The organism is Frateuria defendens, from assembly GCF_001182895.1.
Taxonomy (GTDB): domain Bacteria; phylum Pseudomonadota; class Gammaproteobacteria; order Xanthomonadales; family Rhodanobacteraceae; genus Frateuria_B; species Frateuria_B defendens.
In genome coordinates, this window is the sequence record NZ_LFQR01000058.1 from 60759 (window position 1) to 84487 (window position 23729).

General features: G+C 70.4%; 20 protein-coding genes, 1 tRNA gene and 1 pseudogene. 14 read left to right on the plus strand and 8 right to left on the minus strand.

Translation table 11 applies throughout. From position 1 onward, the window contains the following. Nucleotides 1–3 precede the first annotated feature (3 nt). Entirely contained in the window at nt 4–858 is an 855-nt protein-coding gene (locus tag ACH65_RS09675) for a hypothetical protein (protein ID WP_049622379.1), read from the minus strand. A 250-nt stretch (nt 859–1108) separates the two neighbouring features. Between ACH65_RS09675 and gloA2 the strand changes: the two genes are divergently transcribed. Further along, entirely contained in the window at nt 1109–1507 is a 399-nt protein-coding gene (gene gloA2, locus ACH65_RS09680) for an SMU1112c/YaeR family gloxylase I-like metalloprotein (RefSeq protein ID WP_049622380.1), read from the plus strand. 147 nt (nt 1508–1654) lie between these two features. Here gloA2 and aqpZ read toward each other — a convergent pair. Both aqpZ and ACH65_RS09690 read right to left on the minus strand, forming a co-directional pair. Beyond that, a pseudogene (aqpZ, locus tag ACH65_RS09685) lies at nt 1655–2356 on the minus strand (aquaporin Z). A 209-nt stretch (nt 2357–2565) separates the two neighbouring features. Further along, nucleotides 2566–4410: a DUF1302 domain-containing protein gene (locus ACH65_RS09690; protein WP_161805607.1), complete on the minus strand. Its 1845-nt coding sequence runs from the start codon at nt 4408–4410 to the stop codon at nt 2566–2568. A 219-nt stretch (nt 4411–4629) separates the two neighbouring features. Here ACH65_RS09690 and ACH65_RS09695 point away from each other — a divergent pair, with 219 nt between their 5' ends. Together ACH65_RS09695 and ACH65_RS09700 are read left to right on the plus strand one after the other, a co-directional pair. After that, nucleotides 4630–5940, plus strand: coding sequence for an MFS transporter (locus ACH65_RS09695; protein WP_049622382.1), 1311 nt, complete (start codon nt 4630–4632; stop codon nt 5938–5940). 43 nt (nt 5941–5983) lie between these two features. Beyond that, complete coding sequence (locus ACH65_RS09700; RefSeq protein WP_049622383.1) at nt 5984–7294, plus strand: MFS transporter; 1311 nt, start codon at nt 5984–5986, stop codon at nt 7292–7294. A gap of 281 nt (nt 7295–7575) precedes the next feature. Here ACH65_RS09700 and ACH65_RS09705 read toward each other — a convergent pair whose 3' ends face one another. Beyond that, on the minus strand, nt 7576–8262 hold the full coding sequence (locus tag ACH65_RS09705) for a DUF2461 domain-containing protein (RefSeq protein ID WP_049622384.1): 687 nt from the start codon (nt 8260–8262) through the stop codon (nt 7576–7578). Between the two features lie 16 nt (nt 8263–8278). After that, entirely contained in the window at nt 8279–9733 is a 1455-nt protein-coding gene (gene sbcB / locus ACH65_RS09710) for an exodeoxyribonuclease I (protein ID WP_049622385.1), read from the minus strand. Nucleotides 9734–9849: 116 nt separating this feature from the next. Here sbcB and ACH65_RS09715 point away from each other — a divergent pair, with 116 nt between their 5' ends. The 8 genes from ACH65_RS09715 (at nt 9850) to ACH65_RS09750 (ending at nt 19971) form a co-directional block, all read left to right on the plus strand. Next, a complete protein-coding gene (locus ACH65_RS09715; protein WP_049622386.1) occupies nt 9850–11631 on the plus strand; it encodes a DUF4153 domain-containing protein in 1782 nt (593 codons plus the stop codon). Nucleotides 11632–12103: 472 nt separating this feature from the next. Next, nucleotides 12104–13492 (plus strand): ethanolamine ammonia-lyase subunit EutB, encoded by a 1389-nt coding sequence (locus tag ACH65_RS09720; protein WP_049622387.1) that lies wholly within the window; start codon nt 12104–12106, stop codon nt 13490–13492. After that, nucleotides 13489–14226, plus strand: a complete 738-nt coding sequence (eutC, locus tag ACH65_RS09725; RefSeq protein ID WP_049622388.1) for an ethanolamine ammonia-lyase subunit EutC — start codon at nt 13489–13491, stop codon at nt 14224–14226. Before ACH65_RS09720 ends, eutC begins: the two co-directional genes overlap by 4 nt. Before the next feature lie 379 nt (nt 14227–14605). Next, nucleotides 14606–15973, plus strand: coding sequence for an ethanolamine permease (eat, locus tag ACH65_RS09730; RefSeq protein WP_049622389.1), 1368 nt, complete (start codon nt 14606–14608; stop codon nt 15971–15973). Between the two features lie 77 nt (nt 15974–16050). Continuing rightward, entirely contained in the window at nt 16051–16614 is a 564-nt protein-coding gene (gene orn / locus ACH65_RS09735) for an oligoribonuclease (RefSeq protein WP_049622390.1), read from the plus strand. Further along, nucleotides 16614–17528, plus strand: a complete 915-nt coding sequence (gene folP / locus ACH65_RS09740) for a dihydropteroate synthase (protein ID WP_049622391.1) — start codon at nt 16614–16616, stop codon at nt 17526–17528. The genes orn and folP overlap by 1 nt, the downstream gene beginning before the upstream one ends. Nucleotides 17529–17571: 43 nt before the next feature. Continuing rightward, nucleotides 17572–18924, plus strand: coding sequence for a phosphoglucosamine mutase (gene glmM, locus ACH65_RS09745; protein WP_049622407.1), 1353 nt, complete (start codon nt 17572–17574; stop codon nt 18922–18924). A 111-nt stretch (nt 18925–19035) separates the two neighbouring features. Further along, nucleotides 19036–19971: an isopenicillin N synthase family dioxygenase gene (locus tag ACH65_RS09750; protein WP_049622408.1), complete on the plus strand. Its 936-nt coding sequence runs from the start codon at nt 19036–19038 to the stop codon at nt 19969–19971. Between the two features lie 33 nt (nt 19972–20004). On the opposite strand, the gene ACH65_RS09755 is transcribed toward ACH65_RS09750, so the two are convergent. Beyond that, a complete protein-coding gene (locus tag ACH65_RS09755; RefSeq protein WP_049622392.1) occupies nt 20005–20682 on the minus strand; it encodes a DUF6445 family protein in 678 nt (225 codons plus the stop codon). Between the two features lie 125 nt (nt 20683–20807). Beyond that, the gene (locus tag ACH65_RS09760) at nt 20808–21617 is read right to left on the minus strand and encodes an SDR family NAD(P)-dependent oxidoreductase (RefSeq protein ID WP_049622393.1); all 810 of its coding nucleotides are present in this window, start codon (nt 21615–21617) and stop codon (nt 20808–20810) included. Between the two features lie 123 nt (nt 21618–21740). On the opposite strand from ACH65_RS09760, the gene tpiA reads away from it, so the two are divergent. The 3 genes from tpiA to ACH65_RS09775 all read left to right on the plus strand — a co-directional run bounded on the left by tpiA (nt 21741) and on the right by ACH65_RS09775 (nt 23062). Further along, nucleotides 21741–22490 (plus strand): triose-phosphate isomerase, encoded by a 750-nt coding sequence (tpiA, locus tag ACH65_RS09765; protein ID WP_049622394.1) that lies wholly within the window; start codon nt 21741–21743, stop codon nt 22488–22490. Nucleotides 22491–22513: 23 nt separating this feature from the next. Then, nucleotides 22514–22963 (plus strand): preprotein translocase subunit SecG, encoded by a 450-nt coding sequence (gene secG / locus ACH65_RS09770; protein ID WP_049622395.1) that lies wholly within the window; start codon nt 22514–22516, stop codon nt 22961–22963. Between the two features lie 14 nt (nt 22964–22977). Further along, a tRNA-Leu gene (locus ACH65_RS09775) sits at nt 22978–23062 on the plus strand. A gap of 209 nt (nt 23063–23271) precedes the next feature. On the opposite strand, the gene ACH65_RS18975 is transcribed toward ACH65_RS09775, so the two are convergent. After that, a partial coding sequence (locus tag ACH65_RS18975; protein WP_153242546.1) for a tyrosine-type recombinase/integrase occupies nt 23272–23729 on the minus strand: 458 nt, incomplete at its 5' end.

The window sequence follows — 23729 nt, forward strand, 5'->3', positions numbered from 1 at the left end:
GACTCAGTTCCTCACGTCGTTGGCCAGGATCGACTCGAGCCCGAAGCAGGCGCGGCGGCTCTGGTTGTGGTTGAGCACGGCGCCGCCGCTGGTACGCTGGGTGTCCTTGAACCACAGGCTGCCGGCGGCGGTGGCGCTGCTGCACTCGATGAAGCCGTCCGAACAGCTGTCGAGCCAGTTCTGGGTGATCTCCAGGCCCACGCTCTGGGTATAGCCGCCGCAGTAGGCCTGGCCGCTCCACACCGCGGAAACCACGTCGGTGCCCGCCACGTCGCGGAAGGGCGCGGGCAGCGCCGGGCGGCCGGCGCTGCCGAGCAGGTAGTTCTGGTTGTAGCTCGCCATCCAGCCCACCTGCTGCTGGCGCACGGCGTCGGTCTTGTAGCCGAGCAGCCAGCCGAGCGAACTCTCGAACACGTTGCCGGCGATCACCGCGTCGGCCAGCGGCGTGCCGGCGCTGGACGGGGCCAGCGCGTCCACCTTGACGACGCGCTGGATGATGCCGGGATAGCGCGCGTCGTAGGTGGGGTTGGAGAGGATCCAGCGCATCACGTTGCCGCCGTTGGAGTGCGTGATGACCACCAGCCGGTCGATCTGCCGTGCCTTGATGAAGTCGGTGAGCTGCTGCGCCAGGCAGCCGGCGGCGCGGTCGTCCCACATGTACTGGTCGAAGTCGCAGTTGACCACCACCAGGTTGGCCGGATCGGCGAGGCCCTTGCGCACGCCCTCCACCATCGGGCTCTGCCAGTAGTCGTTGTAGGCGTCGGTCTGGTGGCCGGTGCCGTGCACCAGCGCCACGCCGGTGGCGGCCTCGGCCGCGGTGGCGACGGCGAGCAGGGCCGCTGTGAACAGTCTTCGCATGATCGTCCTCCCTCGATGGGCGCAATGGCTGCGCGAGCGGGCAGGGGCGTGCATACGGCCATCCCTGTCCGTGTTGCGGTGTCGTGCGTCGTTGTGGCCGCCGTCCGTTCCCCCGGCGCTGGCGGCCGGACGACTGTAGCAACGCGCCCGCGCGGGGCCTGTGACAGGGTTGGGCGAAAGCGATGCTGCAAACGCACAGCCGGGCGCTCTATGCTCGTGCCGATAGCTGGCTTGCCGAGACTCTCGCCCCATGTCGCAGTTGCTGTTGACGCGCATCCACCATGTCGCCGTGATCTGCTCGGACTACGCGCGCTCGCGCGCCTTCTACAGCGAGACGCTCGGCCTGCCGATCGTGCGCGAGGTCTACCGCGAGGCGCGCGATTCGTGGAAGTGCGACCTGGAAGTGGCGCCGGGCGTGACGCTGGAGCTGTTCTCCTTCCCCGCGCCGCCGCCACGGCCCTCCTACCCGGAAGCGGCCGGGCTGCGCCACCTGGCCTTCGCCGTGGAGGACATCGAGGTGGCCGTGCGCGCGCTCGGCGAATGCGGCGTGGCGTGCGAGCCGGTGCGGGTGGACGAGTACACCGGCCAGCGCTTCACCTTCTTCGCCGACCCGGACGGCTTGCCGCTGGAGCTGTACGAGACGGCGTGAGCGCCTGTTCAAGACGCATGGCGTTCCACTCCTTCGTGCGTAGCCATGGTCTTTCAGGCGGCTGCCTGCCGTACGCGAGGGAGTGGCCATTCGGCATCACGGCAAGAGTGTGGACCGATCCGTGCGCCGGCCGCGCGGGCGCTGCGGTCAATCGCGGCTTTCCAGCAGGTGGCGATAGAGCAGGCCGCCGACCGCGCCGCCGATCAGCGGCACCAGCCAGAACAGCCACAGCTGCCCGATCGCCCAGCCGCCCTGGAACAACGCCACGCCGGTGCTGCGCGCCGGGTTCACCGAGGTGTTGGTGACCGGGATGCTGATCAAGTGGATCAGGGTGAGGGCGAGGCCGATCGCCAGCGGCGCGAAGCCGCTCGGGGCCAGCCGGTCGGTGGCGCCGTTTATCACGATCAGGAAGAACGCCGTCATCACCAGCTCGCACACGATCGCCGCGGTGATCGAGTAGCCGCCGGGCGAATGTTCGCCGTAGCCGTTGGAGGCGAAGCCGCCGGCCGCCGCGTCGAAGCCGGCCTTGCCGCTGGCGATGACGTAGAGCACCGCCGCCGCCGCGATCGCGCCGACCACCTGGACCACCAGGTAGGGCACGACGTCCCGCGCCGGAAAACGGCCGCCGGCTCACAGGCCCACGGTTACCGCCGGGTTGAAGTGTCCGCCCGAGATGTGGCCCACCGCGTAGGCCATGGTCACCACGGTGAGGCCGAAGGCGAGCGCCACGCCCGCGAAGCCGATGCCCAGTTGTGGAAAGGCCGCGGCCAGTACGGCGCTGCCGCAGCCGCCGGTGACCAGCCAGTACGTGCCGAAGAATTCGGCCGCCAAACGCTTGCCCATGCTCATAGGAAGATTCCTTATGCAGGCCAGACAACGTTTTTCCCCTGACCGGACCGGCACCCCGCATAGCCAGCGGTAGGCCGGGACCGGGTCCGGCGCGGTGGCCGGACGGCGGCAGCATACGCGAAGGCGCAGGCCGTGGCGTCGGGCAACGCAGCATGGGCCCGCGCATCAGGCCGGCGGGACGGCGCAGGCCGGCCCGCCACGCCCGGAGGTCAGAACGTGGCGCCCACCGCGAAGCTCAGGAAGTCGTGGTCCTTGAGCACGTCGTAGGGCGCGTTGTCCACCCAGTTGGTGTAGCTCAGCGTGGCGAAGTAGTGCTTGCGATACTGCGCGGTGAGGCTGGCGGTGTACTGCTTGCGGCCGTCCACCAGCTGGTTGTCGACGGAGAAGCCGTGCACGTCCTGCGCCCAGCCGAGCGCCGGCGACAGCGTCCAGCCGCCCGCCAGCGCGTAGTTGAGCTGGCCCTTCAGGCGATAGCCCCAGGCCTGGCGGGTGTAGAAACCGCGGCTCAGGCAGCCCTGCGGGTTCTGCACCGCCGAGCAGGCGCCGTCGCTCCACTGCGGCGAGAAGCCCCAGGCGAAGCCGCGGCCGTAGCGCGTGTCGGCCAGCGCGGGCAGGTTGGCGTGGCTCCACACCGCCTCGCCGGCGAGGAGCGCGCTGTCGGCGCCCCACACGTCCTTGAACACACGCACCGCGTTGACCTGCGCCTGGGTCTTGTCGAAGCGGTCGTAGCCCGCCAGCACGCCGCCCGGCGCGATACCGGCCATGCGGTCGCCGATCGGGCCGCCGTTGCGGGTGAGCGCGGCGAACATGTCGGCGGTGTTGATCTGCACCGGCAGGTCCTTGGTGTAGGACACCTCGCCGGCCAGCTTCCAGCCCGCCACGCGGGTGGAGGCCGAGAGGCCGGCGACGCGGATGGCGTTGGGGAACACCCAGTACTCGGTGATGCTGGACAGGCGCGCCGACAGGTTCGCATAGGCCAGCGGCACGCCGGCGGCGGTCAGCGCCGGCACCAGCGCGTTGTTCTGCGTGGCCGGGTTGATGGTGGTGGCGTTGAGGTAGGGCGAGCGCGAGTTGATCACCATGTAGTAGGCGCCGAAGTCGGTGCCCAGCGCCGCCGGCGCGTAGTGCAGGGACACGCCCCACTGGCCGTGGTCACGCCCGTACACCGCGGGGCCGCCGGGCAGGATCGCGCCCTGCTGGTACATGAAACTGTCGCTCAGCCATTTGCCCGCATTGGCCGAATAGGCGTTGATCGGGTAGTAGGCGTTGCTCTGGATGCTCGAGCAGGACCGGTCGAAACCGAGGTCGGTGGAGGAGAAGAAGGTGCCGCAGGGGTCGTACTCGTTCGCGCGCCACTTCCACTGGTAGAAGCCTTCCAGGCTCACTTCCTTGCCCAGGCCGAGCTTGCCCCACAGCAGCTCCACCGGCAGCTGCGCCTCGGTGGCCGGATCGGTGCCGGGGCGGTGCAGGGTGGTGTAGTCGATGGGGTTGACGAGGTTGAGGTTCTGCGCGAACAGGTCCTCGCCCCATTTCACCGTCTGCTTGCCGGCGCGCAGGTCCAGGCCGACGTCGTCGCTCAGCGCGAAGTGGCCGTAGGCGTAGGCGTTGAGCCACATGAAGCCGGAGAACCGGTTGGCGTGGTTGAGGCCGCGGTCGCTGAGCGGGCGGTTGGCGCCGAAGCCGTTCGCCGCGCTGCCCTGGGGCACGTCGCGGTTGTCCAGCGCGGCGTCGTACCAGGCGCGCGCGCTGGCGTTGATGCCGAAGTTCTTGTACTTGAGGTCGACGCCGCTCACCACCTTGTAGAGGTTGGAGTACACATCACCCTTGCCGTAGTTGACGTTGCCGTCGTCGGCGGTGTCCGCGCCGTCGCCGCCCTTGGGCCGGCCGTCCGAGCGGTAGCCCTTGCCCACCAGGTGCTTCGAAGGGCTGCTGGTACGCATTGCCGCACCCGCCACCACGCGCGTGGTCCATTTCCCGGTAATCTCTCCGTCCGCGAGCTTGAAGTCCACGGCGTGCGAGGGCAGGGCGAAGGCCAGCAGGACGGCGCCGTACAAGGCGCTGCGGCGGGGGAGGGCGGTGGTCGGAAAGCACATGTAAGGGGCGGCAAGTCGATGAATGGCCGGGCGTTATAGCATCAATGCGGCCGGGAAGGCCACGTTTTTTGGACGGCTAGATGGCTTTACGCCCGTACACCTTGGTAGGGTGACTTGCTGTGCGCTTTGCGTGTATGTTGCCCGGCCATCTTTATAAGAACAGCGATTCGGGAATCCACGATGTCCCACGATGCATCCGTCGTCGCGCCCGCCGTGCCGGGCCAGCTCAACCGCCAAGACACCCGCACCCTGGCCCTCTCCGCCCTCGGCGGCGCGCTCGAGTTCTACGACTTCGTGGTGTTCGTGTTCTTCACCAAGGTGCTCGGCCACCTGTTCTTCCCCAAGGACATGCCCGAGTGGCTGTCGGTGGTGCAGGTCTACGGCATCTTCGCCGCCGGCTACCTGGCGCGGCCGCTGGGCGGCATCATCATGGCGCACTTCGGCGACCGCTCGGGCCGCAAGAAGATGTTCACCCTGAGCGTGTTCCTGATGGCGCTGCCCACGCTGTGCATCGGCCTGCTGCCCACCTACGCGCAGATCGGCGCGTTGGCGCCGGTGCTGCTGCTGCTCATGCGCGTGATGCAGGGCGCCGCCATCGGCGGCGAGATGCCGGGCGCCTGGGTGTTCGTGGCCGAGCACGCGCCGGCGGGCCGCGCCGGCTTCGCGGTGGCCTGCCTCACCTCGGGCATCACCGCCGGCATCCTGATGGGCTCCCTGGTCGCCCTGGGCATTTCGTCGCACTTCGCGCCGGAGGAAGTCACCGCCTGGGCCTGGCGCCTGGCCTTCCTGCTCGGCGGCGTGTTCGGCTTCGTGGCCGTGTGGGTGCGCCGCTGGCTGAGCGAGACGCCGGTGTTCGCGGCCCTGCGCGCCGAGCGCCAGCTCAGCGAGACGATGCCGCTGAAGGAAGTGCTGTCGGGCCACCTGCACGGCATCCTGCTCACCGTGCTGGTGACCTGGGTGCTTACCGCCGCGGTGGTGGTGCTGATCCTGATGACGCCGACCATCGTGCAGACCAGCTTCCACCTGGACCCGGTCACCGCCTCGCACGGCAACCTGCTGGCCTCGCTGATGCTGACCCTGGGCTGCCTCGCCAGCGGCGTGGTGGTGGACCGGCTGGGCCGGGCCCGCGGCCTGCTGCTCGGCTGTATCGGCCTGTGCGGCTCGGCGCTGGCCCTGTATGCCGACCTGCGCACCGGCGGCCAGCACTTCTACGCGCTCTACGCCCTGGCGGGCCTCTTCACCGGCGTGATCGGCATCATCCCCTCGGTGATGGTGGCGGCTTTCCCGCCGGCCATCCGCTACTCGGGCATTTCCTTCTCCTACAACGTGGCCTACGCGGTGTTCGGCGCCATCACGCCGCCCTCCATCGCCTACGCCGCCGCGCACTTCGGTTCGATGGCGCCGGCCTACTACGTGGCGGCCACCGCGGTGCTGGGCGTGCTGGTGGCGATCTACCTGCTCGCCGGCCGCCGCCGCTACTACGAGCGCTGAGCGTCCCGGCGCCCTGAATCCCAGGCTCAAGGAAATCCAGGCCATGAAGGCGGAAACCTCCGCGGCGGCGCCGGCCGCGCACCCGGGCTTCGGCCGCGGCGGCGTGCGCACGCTGGCGCTGGCCGCGCTCGGCGGCGCGCTGGAGTTCTACGACTTCGTCGTGTTCGTGTTCTTCACCAAGGTGCTCGGACAGCTGTTCTTCCCGCACGACATGCCCGAGTGGCTGGCGCTGCTGCAGGTGTACGGCATCTTCGCCGCGGGCTATCTCGCACGCCCGCTGGGCGGCATCGTGATGGCGCACTTCGGCGACCGCTCGGGCCGCAAGAAGATGTTCACCCTGAGCGTGTTCCTGATGGCGCTGCCCACGCTGTGCATCGGCCTGCTGCCCACCTACGCGCAGGTGGGCGCGCTGGCGCCGGTGCTGTTGCTGCTGCTGCGCATCGTGCAGGGCGTGGCCATCGGCGGCGAGATCCCGGGCGCCTGGGTGTTCGTGGCCGAGCATGCGCCGCCGGGGCGGATCGGCTTCGCCTGCGCCGTGCTCACCTCCGGCCTCACCGCCGGCATCCTGGTCGGCTCGCTGGTCGCCGCGGGACTCAACACCCACCTCACGCCGGAAGAAGTGCGCGGCTACGGCTGGCGCATCCCGTTCGTGCTCGGCGGCATCTTTGGCTTCTTCGCCGTGTGGGTGCGCCGCTGGCTGAGCGAGACGCCGGTGTTCGCGGCCATGCGCGAGCGCAAGGAACTGGAGCACGAGCTGCCGCTCAAGCGCGTGCTGGCCGGCCACCTCGACGGCGTACTGCTGTCGGTGCTGGTGACCTGGATGCTCACTGCGGCGATCGTGGTGGTGATCCTGATGACGCCGACCATCGCCCAGACCAGCTTCCACATCGACGCCCCGCGCGCCTTCCTCGGCAACAGCCTGGCGGCGCTCGCGCTGCTGGCGGGCTGCATCGGCGGCGGCCTGCTGGCCGACCGCTTCGGCCGCGGCCGCGCCTTGCTGCTCGGTTCGCTGGCGATGCTGCTCGCCACCTATGCGCTGTACCGCGATCTCGCCGCGGGCGGCCGGCACTTCCTCGCGCTGTACGCGCTGGCCGGGCTGTGCGTGGGCGCGGTAGGCATCGTGCCGGCGGTGATGGTGGCGGCGTTCCCGCCGGCCATCCGCTTCTCCGGCCTGTCCTTCTCCTACAACCTCGCCTACGCCACCGTCGGCGCCGTGACGCCGCCGCTGATCGCCTACCTCGCCGCGCGCCTGGGCGCGATGGCGCCGGCGCACTACGTGGCGATCACCGCGGTGGTGGGGGCGCTGGTCGGGGTGTACCTGATGGCGACGAAGCGGGCGTTCCATGAGCGCTGAGGGGCCGGTTCACCGGCTGTCGCAGCGCCTTTGACGGGCACCTCCCTCTGCTCGCGCAGAGCGGTCGAGGGCTAGCCTCGGAGCAAGGGTTTACCCCTCCCCAACGCTCCCCTGCGGCAGGGGAGGAGCAGGTGGCGCTGCGCCAGTTCGTGATCTTGCCGTCGAAACATTCGGGGATGTGGAGCGCGCTTGCGCGCGACAAACCTACGCAGCCGCCACGCCGCCATGCCGCGGTCGTGCGCGCAGGGATGTCACGCAAAAAATGGCGCGCAGGCAGGCCCTCAGAAATCCAGCTCCTGCGTCGCGCACAGGTAGTCGATCATCGGCGCGATGCGCTTGAACTGCTCCACCGTCCACGGCAGCAGTTCGGTCGAGCAGGCCAGCTCTTCGGAGAAGTCGGTGCCGGCGGCGAAGTCCTTGCGCTTTAAGTCCTCGATCAACTCGTGCGCGGGGTCGTAGCCGCGCGGCGGGCGGCTCAGCGATTCGCCCCAGAACACGAAGTGCTCGCGGAACGCCTTGCCCTGCGTGGCGCGCTTCCACGCGGCCGGGTTGTCGGCGAGGAAGGCGCGGATGCGCTTGAGCGCGTCCGGCTCCGGGTGCCACATGCCGCCGCCGGCGAAGCATTCGCCGGGCTGGATGTGCAAATAGAAGGAGGGCGCCGGGATTTCGCGCCGCCGCTCGTGGAAGAAGCGCGCGCCCTGCCAGGGCTTGTACGGCTGCTTGTCGTTGGCGAAGCGCGTGTCGCGGTAGATGCGGAACAGCGAGCCGCCGTTCTTGCGCGGGTCGGCGCGGTAGTGCGGGCTGATCTTCGCCAGCGGCGCGGCGAGGTCGCCGATCAGTGCCAGGAACGGCTCGCGCACGTGGCGCTCGTAGTCGTCCTTGTGCGCGGCGAACCACTCGCGGTCGTTGTGGCGCGCGAGCGCCTTGAAGAAGCGGAAGGTGGCGGGCGTGAAATAGGCTTGGGGCATGGCGGTCGGGGCGGTGTCAGACGGCGAGGGGAACCAGTTCGGCGGCCAGCGATTCGCCCCAGGCCTGCAACTGGTCCAGCAGCGGCAGCTTGTCGTGCGCGGAGGGCTCCTGGCGCAGCGCGGCGAGGCGGGCGAAGTAGCCGTCGAGGGTGAGGGTGGTGAGCGGGCCGGGGCGGGTCAGCCGGTGCAGGCGGAAGGCTTCCCAGCGCGCGCGCTCCTCGGCGTCGAGCGTGTGCGGCCAGTTGCGCGCGCGGTAGCGGAACAGCAGCTCCACATAGCGCGCGTCGCGGAAGGGGAAGCCGCGCGTGCCCAACTGCTCCGGCGGTGTGGCGCGCACCTGGGCCAGCAGGCGCTTGTCGGCATCGGGCAGGAAGCCGGCGTAGAGCGCGAGTTCGGGGTCTTCCGGCGGCGGCAGGTCGGCGGCGCGGGCGAATACGCGGCCGACCTTGGCGGCGAGATCGGCCGCCGCGCGCAGGCGTTCGAGGTGGGCCAGGTTGCGGTCCAGGTCGAGCCCGAGGCGCGCGTGGTCCGCGCCCTTGAGCACCGAGAGCGGCGCCAGCGCCGGCGCGCGGTTGGCGCGCACGGTGCGCAGCGGGATGCGCTCGACGCCCTCGGGCAGGTCCGCGCGCGTGGTGAACACGCGGTCGGCGATGTCGTCCTCCTCCAATGCCAGCAGCTCGGCGGGATCGGTGCCCAGGTCGTAGACGATCACCTCGCCCGGCCGGCTCGGGTGCATCGCCAGCGGCGCGATCACGGCCAGGCAGTGGCGGCTCGCCGGGTAGCGCGAGGAGACGTGCACCAGCGGCGTCATGCCGCCCACGTCGAGCAGGCCGAACACGCGCTGCTTGCGGCGCAGGTCGAAGAACCAATCCCACAGCCGCGGCTGGCGCGCGCGGATCAGCCGCGCCAGGCCGATCAGCGCGTGCACGTCCGACAGCGCGTCGTGCGCGCGCTCCTGCTGCAGGTGGTTGGCGGCGGCCAGGTGTTCGAGCTTGAAGCTCGGCGTGCCGTCCTCGCGCTGCGGCCACACGATGCCTTCCGGGCGCAGCGCCTGGCACATGCGCACCAGGTCGATCAGGTCCCAGCGCGAGTTGCCGTGCTCCCACTCGCGCGCGTAGGGCTCGTAGAAGTTGCGGTAGAGCAGGTGGCGGGTGAACTCGTCGTCGAAGCGCAGCGAGTTGTAGCCCACGCCGCAGGTGCCCGGCTGCGCCAGCTGCTCGTGCACGCGGGCGGCGAAGGCCGCCTCGCCCACGCCCTCGCGCTCGGCCTGCTGCGGGGCGATGCCGGTGATCAGGCAGGCCTCCGGGTGCGGCAGGGCATCGCGCGGCGGCTTGCCGTAGAACATCACCGGCTCGCCCACGATCTCCAGCTCCATGGTGGTGCGCAGGCCGGCGAACTGGAGGGGGCGGTCGCGCCGCGGATCGGCGCCGGAGGTTTCGTAGTCGTGCCAGAAGAAGGTCGCTTGGCTCATCCGCCGATGATCGCATGGCTGGCTCGCGAGAACTCGCTGCGGCCACGCCGGCGCCCGCAAAAAGGCCCGGGGCGGCGGGTATGCTGGACCGGATCGGGAAAGCGGAGGGGACAGCCATGCCGGAGCAGGACGCCTTGCCCCGCCGCGAGCGCGGCGCCGTGGTGCTGATCGCCGTGCTGACGGGGTTGGCCTTGTACCTGGCCGACCAGGGACAGCGCGCGGGCTGGTGGCCCTTCGCTGCCCCGACCCGCCTGGTCGGTTGGTACACCCTGGCGATCGGCTTGCCGCCCGTGATGGTGCTGGCCCTGCGGCGGCTCGACGACCGCCGCTATGCGCGCGCGCTGCTCGCGCTGACGGCGGGGTTGCTGGCGCTGGCGACGTGGGCCGGCTGGAGCATCGACGCTCCCTCGATCCATGCCGACACCGTGATCGCGCCGTACGTGCTCAGCCTCGGCGGGGCCCTGTTCCTGCTGCTGCCGTTCCTGCAGGCCTACCTCGACAGCGGCCGCTGGCGTCCCGATTACCCGCGGCTGTTCGGGCATGCCTGGCAGAACGGCCTGATCCTGCTGCTGGCGGTGGCCTTCGTCGGCGTGTGCTGGTTGCTCTTGACCCTGTGGGCGGAGCTGTTCGCGCTGGTGGGCCTGCGCATCTTCCGCGAGCTGTTCGGCTGGCGTCCGTTCGTCTACCTCGCTACCGGCCTGATGGCGGGGCTCGGCCTGCTGGTCGGGCGCACGCAGCAGCGGGCGCTCGAGGTCACGCGGCAGATCCTGTTCGGGGTGTGCCGGGGGCTGCTGCCGCTGGTCGCCTTCATCGGCGTGCTGTTCGTGCTGAGCCTGCCGTTCACCGGCCTGGAAGGCCTGTGGCGCACGCGCATGGCCGCGAGCATCCTGATCGCGCTGCAACTGGTGATGGTGCTGCTACTCAATGCCGTGCGGCAGGACGGCACCGGGAACGTGCCGTATCCGGCGTGGCTGCGGCGCATCGTCGAGGCGGGCCTCTTGAGCCTGCCGCTGTACGCGGGCCTGACCCTGTACGCGCTGTACCTGCGCGTGGCCCAGTACGGCTGGACGGCGGAGCGGGTGTGGGTCGCGCTGCTGGCGCTGCTGCTGGCCGGTCACGCGCTGGGTTATGCCGTCGCCGTGCTGCGCTGGCGTCGCGGCTGGCTGCACGACGTGCCTCGGGTCAACGTGGCGCTGGCCCTGTGCAGCGTGCTGCTGGCCGCCGCGGCCGACTCGCCGCTGCTCGATCCGCATCGCATCGCCGTGGCCAGCCAGCTGGCGCATTGGCGGGCGGCGGGCAAGGCACCGGAGGAACTGGATCTCGACTACCTGCGCTTCGACAGCGGCCGCCTGGGCTACCGGGCCGTGCAGGCGTTGCGCGACGATCCGGACGTCATCGCCAGCGCCACGCTGAGCCAGGCGATGACCGATGCGCTGGCGAGGACGTCGCCCATGCCATGGCGCCGCCTGCAAGCACCGCCCACGCCAGCCGAGCTGCGCGGCCGGATCCGGTTGGGGCCCGGCGTCGCGCCGGTCGAGGACAGCTACCTCGACGCCCTGCTGACGCACCGGCTGCCCGACGCGGGCTGTCTACGCAAGCAGGCCGATTGCCTGCTGCTGACGCCCGACCTGCGCGGTGATGGCCAGCGCCAGCACCTGCTGTGCGAGGTGGGCGGGCTGGTGGAATGCGTCCTCGCCACCCGGGACGCCCAAGGCTGGACGGCCCAGGGCAGCGTGACCTGGGCCTGGATGGATCAGCACAAGGTCCGCGCCGCTTTGCTCGCCGGCCAGCTGGTGCCGCGCCAGCCGGACTGGCCCCTGCTCGAAGTCGCCGGCGAGCGGGCCGCGTTGTTTTCGCCGGAGGCCGCCGCGCCGCGGTCCGACGCAAAGCCGCGCTGAGAGCCTGTTCACGATCTTGCTGCCGGCGCGTTGGAGCCATGGAGCGCGTCTTGCGGTAGCCATGGGGGCGCGGGAACGCTAGCGATTGCGCTCTTGCTCGTCGTTCCGACGTAGGCCGGAGGCGCTTCACAACAGCGAAGCTGGTCACCCAGCGCCACACGTCCGGGTTTTTGAAGCGAAACGTTGGCGCGAACTGGCCGACCTTCGGCAGATGAGCGAAACACCGGCCGAAGGCCGGCCAGCTTGCGATGGGGCTCCAACAACACAGGGTTGGGCTTCAACAACACTGCACGCCACCAGCAGGAAGATCGTGAGCAAGCTCTGGAGCGCGCTGCGCGCGGCAAGCCTACGCAGCGGCACGCCTGGCGTCATGGTCGCGCGCCGGCGCACTCCCTCGGCAAGCCAAGCCCCAGGCGTGTTGCGTCGCAAAATCCGGCCGCCTTAGTATCGGTAAGGACAGCGAGGGTTGCCGATGGCCTATACCGCGACACTGGGCGCCACGCGCTACCGCTTCGACGATCTGCGTTCGCTGATGGCGAAGGCGTCGCCGCGCCGTTCCGGCGACGAGCTGGCCGGGATCGCCGCCGCCAGCGAGGCCGAGCGCGTGGCCGCGCGCTACGCGCTGGCGGACCTCCCGCTGCAGGCCTTCCTCGAACGCGACCTGGTGCCCTACGAGGACGACGAAGTCACCCGGCTGATCGTCGACACGCACGACGTGCAAGCCTTCGCCCCGGTGGCCCACATGAGCGTGGGCGAGCTGCGCGACTGGCTGCTCTCCTACGAGGCCGACGCGGCCGTGCTCACCGCGCTGGCGCCGGGGCTGACGCCGGAGATGGCGGCGGCGGTGTCCAAGCTGATGCGCAACGCCGACCTGATCGCGGTGGCCGCCAAGTGCCGCGTCGCCAGCGCCTTCCGCACCACGCTCGGCCGGCCCGGCACGCTGGCCAGCCGCCTGCAGCCCAACCATCCCACCGACGACCCGGCCGGCATCGCCGCGGCGGTGCTCGACGGCCTGCTGTTCGGCATGGGCGACGCGGTGATCGGCATCAACCCGGCCGGCGACAGCGTGGCCGACTGCATCGGCCTGCTCGAACTGCTCGACGAACTGCGCCGGCGCTTCGACATCCCGATGCAGTCCTGCGTGCTGGCCCACGTCACCACCAGCCTCAAGGCGATCGAGCGTGGCGCGCCGGTGGACCTGGTGTTCCAGTCCGTCGCCGGCACCGAGGGCGCCAACTTAGGCTTCGGCGTGAACCTCGCGCTGCTGCGCGAGGCGCACGAGGCGGCGCGCGCGTTGAAGCGCGGCACGGTCGGGCAGCAGTGCATGTACTTCGAGACCGGGCAGGGCAGCGCGCTGTCGGCCGGCGCGCACCACGGCGTGGACCAGCAGACGCTGGAGGCGCGCGCCTACGCGGTGGCGCGCGCGTTCGACCCGCTGCTGGTCAACACCGTGGTCGGTTTCATCGGGCCGGAATACCTCTACGACGCGCGGCAGATCGTCCGCGCGGGGCTGGAGGACCATTTCTGCGGCAAGCTGCTCGGCCTGCCGATGGGCGTGGACGTCTGCTACACCAACCACGCCGAGGCCGATCAGGACGACATGGACGTGCTGATGCACTTGCTCGCCAACGCCGGCGTCAATTTCCTGATCGCGGTGCCGGGGGCAGACGACGTGATGCTCAATTACCAGAGCCTGTCCTTCCACGACGTGCTGGGCCTGCGCCACACGCTGGGCCTCGGGCCCGCACCGGAATTCGCGCAGTGGCTGGCGCGCATGGGCCTGCTCGACGGGCAGGGCCGGCTGCCGCCGCCGTCCGCGGGCAGCGCGCCGGTGCGCCGGCTGCTGGGTGCGGCGCGATGACGGCGGGCCTCGACCCCTTCGCGCGGCTGCGCGCGCTCACCCGCGCACGCATCGGCCTCGGCCGCAGTGGCGATGCGCTGCCCACCCGGGCCCTGCTCGATTTCCAGGCCGCCGCCAGCCAGGCGCGCGACGCGGTGCACGCGGCGATCGACCTCGACGCCTTGCGCCGGGCGCTGGCGCCGCGCGCGTGCATCGAGGTGGCCAGCCGCGCGCCCGATCGCACGGCCTACCTGGCGCGGCCCGACTGGGGGCGCGAACTGGGGCAGGGCATGGACGCGCTGGACGCCGCGCGCGGCGACTACGACCTCGCCTTCGTGATCGCCGACGGCCTCTCCGCCACCGCCGCGATGGCGCATGCCCTGCCGCTGCTGGACGCCACGCGGCGGCGGCTGGCCGGCTGGTCGATCGCGCCGATGGTGCTGGCGCGGCAGGCGCGGGTGGCGCTAGGCGATGCCGTCGCGCAACGGCTCGGCGCGCGCATGGTGGCGGTGCTGATCGGCGAGCGGCCGGGCCTCAGCGTGGCCGACAGCCTCGGCGTGTATTTGACCTGGGCGCCGCGCGCCGGCCACCCGGATGCGCTGCGCAACTGCCTCTCCAACATCCACGCCCATGGGCTCGACTACGAACGCGCCAGCGGCCTGCTCGCGGCGCTGGCGACGGAGGCGCGCCAGCGCCGGCTGACGGGCACGGCGTTGAAGCTCGATGTTTCCCTGCCGGCGTCGGAAAGTCGATGAGGGACGCGACAAGGCGAGCGGCAGGGGCGCGTTGTCTCGTCGTCATGGGGCGACCATGGTGGCGTGCGGCGCTGGATGCCGGCCTGCGCCGGCATGACGGGCGGGGTGAGCGCGGTTCGCCATCGCGCTTCGTCCACGTCCCCGCCGCTCGCCCGCCGCACGAAGCCGGGTTCGATACCTGGCATCTCGCCGCACAGGATGCTGCACGGCCTGGATGTAACGCGACCGGACATAGGCCGGCCGGATGCGGCTCAGGCGGCATCCCCCCTCGTCGTCATGCCGGCGCAGGCCGGCATCCAGTGCCGCGCCGCCACCGGATGGCCTCGAACTTCCCTCATCCCAGCATGCACACCCACGAACATTTCCCCGGAGTCCATCCATGACCCAACCCGCCACCCTCGCCAAGCACCTCAACGGCTGGCACCTGTGGGGCATCGCCGTGGGGCTGGTGATCTCGGGCGAGTACTTCGGCTGGAGCTACGGCTGGGCCGGCGCGGGCACGCTGGGCTTCCTGGTCACGGCGGCGTTCGTCACGCTGATGTACGTCACCTTCATCTTCAGCTACACGGAGCTGACCACCGCGATCCCGCATGCAGGCGGGCCGTTCGCCTACGGCTACCGCGCGTTCGGGCCGTGGGGCGGGCTGGTGGCGGGCTTCGCCACCCTGGTGGAGTTTGTGTTCGCGCCGCCGGCGATCGCGCTGTCCATCGGCGCCTACCTCAACGTGCAGTTCCCGGCGTTGCCGCCCAAGGCGGTGGCGGTGGGCGCGTACGGGGTGTTCATGGCGCTCAACATCGCCGGCGTGTCGATCGCGGCCACGTTCGAGCTCATCGTCACGCTGCTCGCCATCGTGGAGCTGCTGGTGTTCATGGGCGTGGTGGCGCCGGGTTTCGCGTGGGCGAATTTCGCCGCGTACGGCTGGGCCGGGCAGGACGCCTTCGGCGCGCACGCGCTGGGCGGCATGGTGGCGGCCATTCCCTTCGCGATCTGGTTCTACCTCGCCATCGAGGGCGCCGCGATGGCCGCCGAGGAAGTGCGCGAGCCGCGCCGCACGGTGCCGGTGGCCTACATCGCCGGCATCGGCACGCTGGCGCTGCTGGCCTTCGGCGTGATGCTGTGCGCGGGCGGCGTGGGCGACTGGCGCCGGCTCGCCGACATCAACGACCCGCTGCCGCAGGCGATGCGCGCGGTGGTGGGCGAGCACAGCGGCTGGCTGCACATGCTGGTGGCGGTGGGCCTGTTCGGGCTCATTGCTTCCTTCCACGGCATCATCATGGGCTACTCGCGGCAGATCTTCGCGCTGGCCCGCGCGGGCTTCCTGCCGCCCGCGCTGGCGCGGCTGGGCCGGCGGCGCACGCCGCATTGGGCGATCCTCGCCGGCGGCGCGGTGGGCATCGCGGCGATCTTCTCCGACAGCCTCGTGCAACTGGGCGGGCAGCCGCTCACCGCCAACATCGTCACGCTGTCGGTGTTCGGCGCGGTGACGATGTACATCGTGGCGATGCTGGCGCAGCTTAAGCTGCGCCGCCGTGAGCCTGGGCTGGCGCGGCCGTTCCGTGCGCCGTGCCACCCGTGGTTCCCGCTGGTCGCGCTCCTCGCCGCGGTGCTCTGCCTGGTGACGATGGTGGTCTACAACCCGCTGCTGTTTGCGGTCTTTCTCGCGCTGTTCGCGCTCGCCGCCGCCTACTACTTCTTCGCCGTGCGCGGCCGCGCCGCGACGCCGGAGGCGCTGGGCGAGAGCGCCTGAGCCGCGTTTCCTCCCGCGGCCCGGCGCGACGCGGGCCGGCCGGCTGTTTTAGACTGCGCCGCTTGCCCGGAGGACGCATGAGCCAAGCCAACGATGAAAACCTGATCTGGATCGATCTGGAGATGACGGGGCTGGACACCGACCAGGATTCGGTGCTGGAGATCGCCACGCTCGTCACCGACAAGGACCTCAACATCCTGGCCGAAGGGCCGGTGTTCGCCATCCACCATCCGGCCGAGCGGCTGGAGTCGATGGACGCCTGGAACCGCAACCAGCACCAGCGCTCGGGCCTGTGGCAGCAGGTGCTCGAATCGAGCATCGACCACGCCACGGCCGAGCGGGCCACGCTGGACTTCCTGCGCGAGTGGGTGGGCCCCGGCAAGTCGCCGATGTGCGGCAACTCGATCTGCCAGGACCGCCGCTTCCTGCACCGGCAGATGTCGCATCTGGAGCGCTACTTCCACTACCGCAACCTCGACGTGTCCACGCTCAAGGAACTCTCGCGCCGCTGGTCGCCGGAGATCGCGCGCGGGGTGAGCAAGGAGTCCGCGCACACCGCGCTCTCGGACATCCGCGACTCCGTGCAGGAGCTGCGCTACTACCGCCAGTTCATGGGCGCGCTGGGCGGGCTGGTCGCCTGATGGGCACGCCCGATCCGCTGTTCGCGCCCGTGCTGGACTGCGCCGGCCGCCGGCTGGTGCTGGACCGGCCGCGCGTGGTGGGCATCGTCAACGTTACGCCCGATTCCTTCTCCGACGGCGGCGAGCACGCCGACGCCGCGGGCGCGGTGGCGCACGGCCTGATGCTGGCGGAGCAGGGCGCGGCTATGCTCGACGTGGGCGGCGAATCCACCCGCCCCGGCGCGGCCGAGGTGCCGCTGGAGGAAGAACTGCGCCGGGTGATCCCGGTGATCGAGCAACTTGTCGCGCGGACCGCGCTGCCGATCGCGGTGGACACCTCCAAGCCCGAGGTGATGCGCGCCGCCGTGGCCGCCGGCGCCGGCATGATCAACGACGTCTACGCGCTGCGCCGCGAAGGCGCGCTGGACGCGGCGGCCGAACTCGGCGTGCCGGTATGCCTGATGCACATGCAGGGCGAGCCGCGCGGCATGCAGGCGGCGCCGCAGTACGACGACGTGGTGGGCGAGGTGCACCGCTTTCTCGCCGACCGCCTGTTCGCCTGCGAGCTGGCGGGCCTGGACAAGCGCAAGGTGATGGTCGACCCCGGCTTCGGCTTCGGCAAGACGCTGGAGCACAACCTGGCGCTGCTGCGCGCGCTGGAGCGCTTCACGGGCCTGGGCGCCGGCCTCTACGTGGGCCTCTCGCGCAAGTCGATGATCGGCGCCCTCACCGGCCGCGAGCGCCCGGCCGAGCGCGCGGCCGGCTCCGCCGCCGCGGCGCTGATCGCAGCGCAGCGTGGCGCGCTGCTGCTGCGCGTGCATGATGTCGCCGCCACGATCGACGCCCTCGCGGTGTGGCAGGCGGTGAAGGCTGGCGACGCGCCGACGCGCCGCGATGACCGCCCGCCCGCGCCGCGCTGGCCCGACGACGAATGAATCCCGCCCGCCGCCGCGCGCGGCCGAGCGCAAGGACCACGCCATGACGCAACTCAAGTATTTCGGCACCGACGGCATCCGCGGCCGGGTCGGGCAATGGCCGATCAGCGCGGACTTCATCCTGCGCCTGGGCCGCGCCGCCGGCACCGTGCTGGCGCGCGGCGCCGGGCGCCGCCCGCAGGTGCTGATCGGCAAGGACACGCGCGTGTCCGGCTACATGTTCGAATCCGCGCTGGAAGCGGGGCTGGTGGCGGCCGGCGTGGACGTGGGCCTGCTCGGCCCGATGCCGACGCCGGCGGTGGCCTTCCTCACCCGCTCGATGCGCGCGGCGGCCGGCATCGTCATCAGCGCCTCGCACAACCCGCACCAGGACAACGGCATCAAGTTCTTCTCCGCCGACGGCGAGAAGCTGCCCGACGAGGTGGAGCAGGCGATCGAGCGCGAGCTGGAGGCCGAGTTCGTTACCGTGCCGTCCGAGCGGCTGGGCAAGGCGGTGCGCCTGGCCGACGCCGCCGCGCGCTACACGGAATTCTGCAAGGCCACCGTGGCGGAGGACTTCAGCCTGCACGGCTTGAAGATCGTGCTCGACTGCGCCAACGGCGCGACCTACCAGGCGGCGCCCAAGGTGTTCGCGGAGCTGGGCGCGCAGGTGGTCGCCATCGGCGACCGGCCCGACGGCCTCAACATCAACCTCGAGGTCGGCTCCACCCATCCGCAGACCCTGCAGCGCGCGGTGCTGGCGCACGGCGCGGACCTCGGCATCGCCTTCGACGGCGACGGCGACCGCGTGCAGCTGGTGGACCGCCACGGCGCGCTCGCCGACGGCGACGACATCCTCTACGTGCTGGCATGCAGTTGGCGCTCGCGCGGTGCGCTCAAGGGGCCGGTGGTCGGCACGCTGATGAGCAACTACGGGCTGGAGAAGGCCCTGGCCGGCATGGGCATCGCGCTGGTCCGCGCCAACGTCGGCGACCGCTACGTGCTGCAGCAGCTCAAGGCGCACGGCGGGCTGCTCGGCGGCGAGACCTCCGGCCATATCCTGTGCCTGGACCGGCACACCACCGGCGACGGCATCGTCGCCGCGCTCGCCGTGCTGGAGGCGCTGGCCGCCAGCGGGCAGGATCTGGCCGAGGCGCGCCAGGGGCTGCACAAGCTACCCCAGGTGATGCTCAACGTGCGCGCGGACGGCGCCCGCGAGGCGCTGGACGGCGAACCGGTGCGCCACGCGCTGGCCGAAGTGGAGCAGGCCCTGCGCGGCCGCGGCCGCGTGGTGCTGCGCGCCTCCGGCACCGAGCCGCTGGTGCGCGTGACGGTGGAGGCGGCCGACGCGGACGAGGTGCAGCAGTTGGCGGAGCGCCTGGCCGGCGTCGTAAAATCCGCGGCCGAACGCTCGTGAACCGGTAGGGCCTCAAGGCCCTTCGCCCAGGTCGCCAAGGATTGGCCCGACGTGCCCCGCCCGGCGGTGGCGGAACAAATCGACCGCACGCTCACCTGGACCGAAACCATCATGAAGAACGTTCCCACCCTCGACATCCGCCGCTACGACACCGACCGCGACGCCTTCGTGGCCGAACTCGGCGCGGCCTACCGCGAATTCGGCTTCTGCTGCATCAGCGGCCACGGCATCGCGTCCGAGCTGATCGACGGCGCCTACGACGCCTTCAAGCGCTTCTTCGCGCTGCCGGCCGAGACCAAGCTGCAGTACCACGTGCCCGGCAGCGGCGGTGCGCGCGGCTACACGCCGTTCAAGGTGGAGACCGCCAAGGACAGCAAGTACCCCGACCTCAAGGAGTTCTGGCACATCGGCCGCGAGATCCCGCGCGACTCGAAGTTCGCCAGCCTGATGCCGCCGAACCTCTGGCCCGCCGAGGTGCCTGGTTTCAAGGAATACGGTCATGGCCTCTACGAGGCGCTGGACCAGCTAGGCACCCGCGTGCTGCGCGCGCTGGCGCTGCACATCGGCCTGCCCGAACACTATTTCGAGGACAAGACCGACCAGGGCAACTCGATCCTGCGCCCGCTGCACTATCCGCCGATCGAGCAGGACGACGTGCCCAACGTGCGCGCCGGCGCGCACGAGGACATCAACTTCATCACCTTGCTGGTGGGCGCCAGCGCCGAAGGCCTGGAAGTACTCACCCGCGAGGGCGCGTGGCTGCCGATCACCACCGAGGGCGACGCCATCGTGGTCAATATCGGCGACATGCTGCAGCGGCTGACCAATCACGTGTACCCGTCCACCACCCACCGCGTGGTGAACCCGCCCAACGCCAGCGCGCGCAAGCCGCGCTACTCGGTGCCGTTCTTCCTGCATCCGAACCCGGACGTGGTGCTCGACCCGCTGCCGCAGACGGTCACGCCTGACAACCCGAGCCGCTACGACACTTCGATCACCTCGCACGAGTACCTGCTGCAGCGGTTGCGCGAGATCAAGCTGATCTGACCATCGCCGCCCGGTGCATCGCGCGCCGGGTGCTCAGGCCATCCAGAAGAACACCGCCGCCATGCGGCGGTCGGCGAAGTCCAGGCCCCAGTACGCGCTGGCGCTGTGCACGAGGTTGGCCTTGTACAGCAGCAGGCGGTTGTAGCGGTGCGGCACGCGCACGTCCTCGGCGAAGGCGCCGGGCGGTACGAAGCGCGTGCCCAGCGCATCGACCAGGTTGCGGTGCGGCGGCATCACCAGGTTGCCGCCGAGCCCGCCGTTGGGCTGGCGCTGGCGGAAGAAGCTGGTGCCGCATGGCGCGGGCACCGCGGGGTTGAGGTAGATCACCGCGGCATAGCGGCACAGGTTGAGCGAGTCGGTGTGCGGCTTCATCACGCCCTCGGCAGCGCCCACCACCTGCACGCAGTTGTGGTTGAGCCGCATGCCGCCCTCGGCTTCCTCCACCCACAGCTTTTTCGCGCCGGTGAGGCGGCAGACCAGCGCATCGAGCGCGGCCAGTTCCCGGTCCGCCAGCGCCGGGATGGCGCGCATGCCTGGCCAGGCCTCGCCGGTGGTCGGGTAGCCGTACTCCCACTCGGTCTTGGCCAGGCAGCGCCGACGCACGGCGTCGGGGTCCGGCAGCACGTCGTCCACGATCCAGTAGTCGCGCCCCTCGGTCGGCTTGCGGTAGGGCAGGGGCCGCATCGCGGGGTGCTGGGGGAACAGGGACATGGGCGATCCGCGGCGCAGAGGTGCCTCCACGTTAGCGCAAACGGCCAGGGCGGCGGGGCCTGCGCGTGCGGATCGGTGCGGGGCGTCGCAATTGCCGCCGCGCGATGCCGGGCGCGACGTTCCGGTTAGTGGTCGAGATTGCGGTAGCGCCTCGACTCGCGTGCCGACAGCCACAGCGCCAGCCGGTCGGGCAGCAGTTCCGACAGCGCCTTGATCGCGCGGTTCACGCGCCCGGTCACGTGCACCGCGCGGCCGCGCTCCACCGCCTCGATGCCTTCGCGCACCACGTCCTGCGCGCGCATCCACATGAAGCCCGGCATCTGCTCCACCTTCGCGCGGGTGCCGGTGACGTCGTGGAATTCCGACTTGGTGAAGCCCGGGCAAAGCGCGCAGACGTTGACGCCGGCGCTGTGGTTCTCCAGCGCCAGCGACTGCGAGAACTTGATCAAATACGCCTTGCTCGCCGCGTACAGCGTGTGCCCGGCCGTGCCGGGCACGAAGCCGGCCAGCGAGGCGACGTTGACGATGCGGCCGTAGCCGCGCCGGCGCATGGCCGGCAGCAGCCGCCAGGCCAGCTCGGTCGGCGCGGTGAGCAGCACCTGCAGGAAAGCCGCATGCGTGGCCCAGCGGTTGGCGACGAAGCTGCCGGGCACGCCGTAGCCGGCGTTGTTGATCAGCCAGCCCACCTCGAGGCCGCGTTCCGCCAGCGCGGCGCACAGCTGCTCCGGTGCGCGCGGATCTTCCAGGTCGCACGGCAGCACCGTCACCGTGCTGCCGTGCGTGGCGCGCAGCTCCTCGGCCAGCGCTTCCAGTCGCTCCGCGCGGCGCGCGGTCAGCACGAGGTCGTGCCCGCGCGCGGCCAGCTCGCGGGCGAAGGCGGCGCCGATGCCGGCGGAAGCGCCGGTGATCAGGCTGAGCGGACGGGCAGGCGGCATGGCGGTTCCTCGGCAGCGGGGCGCCCATGTTGAAAGCATCGCCGCTCGCCCGCCAGTATGGGGTTTGCTCCGCCCCCGGGCGGTCGCTAAGCTTTTCCGGTTTGGCCGACACGGATGCATGCGATGCGCAAGAAACTCGTTGCCGGTAACTGGAAGATGCACGGTAGCCGTTCGATGGCGGCCGCGCTGGCGTCGGAGATCGCCGCGGCGCTGCCCGCCGGGATCGATGTGCTGCTCTTCCCGCCTTATCCCTACCTGGGCGAACTCGCCGGGCGGCATGCCGACGACGGCCTCGGCTTCGGCGCGCAGGACGTGAGCGAGCACGAGGGCCAGGGCGCCTACACCGGCGAGGTTTCCGCCGCCATGCTGGCCGACGTCGGCGCGCGCTGGGTGCTGGTCGGCCACTCCGAGCGGCGCCAGTACCACGGCGAAAGCGATGCGCTGGTGGCGCGCAAGTTCGCCGCGGTACGCGCGGCCGGCCTGACGCCGGTGCTCTGTGTCGGCGAGACGCTGGCGCAGCGCGAGGCCGGTCTGGCCGATGCGGTGATCGCGCGCCAGCTCGACGCCGTGCTGGCGCTCAACGGCATCGCCAGCTTCGACACCGCCGTGGTCGCCTACGAGCCCGTCTGGGCCATCGGCACCGGACACACCGCCACGCCGGCACAGGTGCAGGCCGCGCATGCCTTCATTCGTAGCCAACTCGCAAAAGAAGATGCTATGATTGGCGGTCTGACCCGGCTGCTTTACGGCGGCAGCGTCAAACCGGCCAACGCCGCCGAACTGTTCGCGCAAACCGACGTGGACGGCGGGCTGATCGGGGGGGCGTCGCTGACATCGGCCGACTTTCTCGCTATCTGCGCCGCGGCGCGTTGAGCGCCACGGAAGCCTGGAACCACATGTTCGTCATCTTCAGCGTGTTTTACATCCTGATCGCGGCGGCGATGATCGTGCTGATCCTGCTGCAGCGCGGCGCTGGCGCCGACGCGGGCTCGGGCTTCGGCGGCGGCGCGTCGGCCACCGTGTTCGGTGCGCGCGGTTCGGCCAGCTTCCTCACGCGCGCCACCGGCGTGCTGGCGACGCTGTTCTTCGTGCTCAGCCTCGGCATGGGCATCTATCTCAGCCATGGCGGCGCGCCCAAGGGCGGCGATACCGATCTGGGCGTGATGTCGGGGCTTGCCAACAAGCCCGCACCTGCGCAGAATGCGCAGCCCGCGGCAACGACGGCCAACCCCGAAGTGCCGCAGGCCGCACCGCAGTCGTCCCACACTGGTGACGTACCCGCGGCGCAGCCTGCTCCCGCCAAGAGCGCAGGCGAGGTACCGGCCGCAACGCCGGCCAAGAAGTAAAAAGCAAGACACCTGCCCAGGTGGCGGAATTGGTAGACGCACTACCTTGAGGTGGTAGCGCCGAGAGGCGTGGGGGTTCGAGTCCCCCCTTGGGCACCATATAAAATGCTTGTAAATCAACGAGTTAACTATACTAGCCTCGTTAGATTTACAGGTAACAGGACATTCCGACATTCCCTGTCCTAGAACATTCCCGGTTAAGTGAGGTTAGGTTCCGCTCCGCTCCTCCAAGGAGCGAGCGGCGCTTATCATCGTCTTCGAGACAACATGCGCGTAGGTGTTGGAGGTCGTGACGATAGTCGTGTGACCTAGCCACTCCTGGACCAGTTTGATGTTTCCCGTGGCGAGTGGATGACGCATTCAGGGTTGGTCACTCCGGCGTTCTTCGTGGCCGCCTTCCAGATTGCTTGAGCCCGACGTCGGTACAGGTCTTTGAAGGGGCCTCCTGGGACGTCCCTGCACTCCATCAGCGCGGCTCGGCACCTCTTGGTCATGGGAACGGTTCGAGCCTTTCCGTTCTTAAGCTCCTTTACGCGGTGGAGCTTGATGATTCCTGGGTTCTCCTCCGTCCCGTAGTCGATGTCGCTTGGAAGGAGGTTGAGGGCCTCTCCTAGGCGCATGCCTGAGTCCAGCAGGACCGTGTAGAGCCTGACGTACTTGTAGGCGTCAGCCTTGCGAGGAGGTCCAAAGCGAGGCTCGCCGTCCAGGACGTCTAGACGCACGGCTTCAGCGAAGATGGTGGCCTCGATGCAGGCGATGATCGAGC

Excerpts from the sequence above, each read along its gene's own strand:
- ACH65_RS09700 (WP_049622383.1), top strand. The coding sequence starts at position 5,984 with ATGAAGGCGGAAACCTCCGCGGCGGCGCCGGCCGCGCACCCGGGCTTC.
- sbcB (WP_049622385.1), bottom strand. The coding sequence starts at position 9,733 with ATGAGCCAAGCGACCTTCTTCTGGCACGACTACGAAACCTCCGGCGCC.
- gloA2 (WP_049622380.1), top strand. The coding sequence starts at position 1,109 with ATGTCGCAGTTGCTGTTGACGCGCATCCACCATGTCGCCGTGATCTGC.
- ACH65_RS09715 (WP_049622386.1), top strand. The coding sequence starts at position 9,850 with ATGCCGGAGCAGGACGCCTTGCCCCGCCGCGAGCGCGGCGCCGTGGTG.
- ACH65_RS09720 (WP_049622387.1), top strand. The coding sequence starts at position 12,104 with ATGGCCTATACCGCGACACTGGGCGCCACGCGCTACCGCTTCGACGAT.
- orn (WP_049622390.1), top strand. The coding sequence starts at position 16,051 with ATGAGCCAAGCCAACGATGAAAACCTGATCTGGATCGATCTGGAGATG.
- ACH65_RS09705 (WP_049622384.1), bottom strand. The coding sequence starts at position 8,262 with ATGCCCCAAGCCTATTTCACGCCCGCCACCTTCCGCTTCTTCAAGGCG.
- ACH65_RS09760 (WP_049622393.1), bottom strand. The coding sequence starts at position 21,617 with ATGCCGCCTGCCCGTCCGCTCAGCCTGATCACCGGCGCTTCCGCCGGC.
- folP (WP_049622391.1), top strand. The coding sequence starts at position 16,614 with ATGGGCACGCCCGATCCGCTGTTCGCGCCCGTGCTGGACTGCGCCGGC.
- ACH65_RS09755 (WP_049622392.1), bottom strand. The coding sequence starts at position 20,682 with ATGTCCCTGTTCCCCCAGCACCCCGCGATGCGGCCCCTGCCCTACCGC.
- tpiA (WP_049622394.1), top strand. The coding sequence starts at position 21,741 with ATGCGCAAGAAACTCGTTGCCGGTAACTGGAAGATGCACGGTAGCCGT.
- ACH65_RS09675 (WP_049622379.1), bottom strand. The coding sequence starts at position 858 with ATGCGAAGACTGTTCACAGCGGCCCTGCTCGCCGTCGCCACCGCGGCC.
- glmM (WP_049622407.1), top strand. The coding sequence starts at position 17,572 with ATGACGCAACTCAAGTATTTCGGCACCGACGGCATCCGCGGCCGGGTC.
- ACH65_RS09695 (WP_049622382.1), top strand. The coding sequence starts at position 4,630 with ATGTCCCACGATGCATCCGTCGTCGCGCCCGCCGTGCCGGGCCAGCTC.
- secG (WP_049622395.1), top strand. The coding sequence starts at position 22,514 with ATGTTCGTCATCTTCAGCGTGTTTTACATCCTGATCGCGGCGGCGATG.
- ACH65_RS09750 (WP_049622408.1), top strand. The coding sequence starts at position 19,036 with ATGAAGAACGTTCCCACCCTCGACATCCGCCGCTACGACACCGACCGC.
- eat (WP_049622389.1), top strand. The coding sequence starts at position 14,606 with ATGACCCAACCCGCCACCCTCGCCAAGCACCTCAACGGCTGGCACCTG.
- eutC (WP_049622388.1), top strand. The coding sequence starts at position 13,489 with ATGACGGCGGGCCTCGACCCCTTCGCGCGGCTGCGCGCGCTCACCCGC.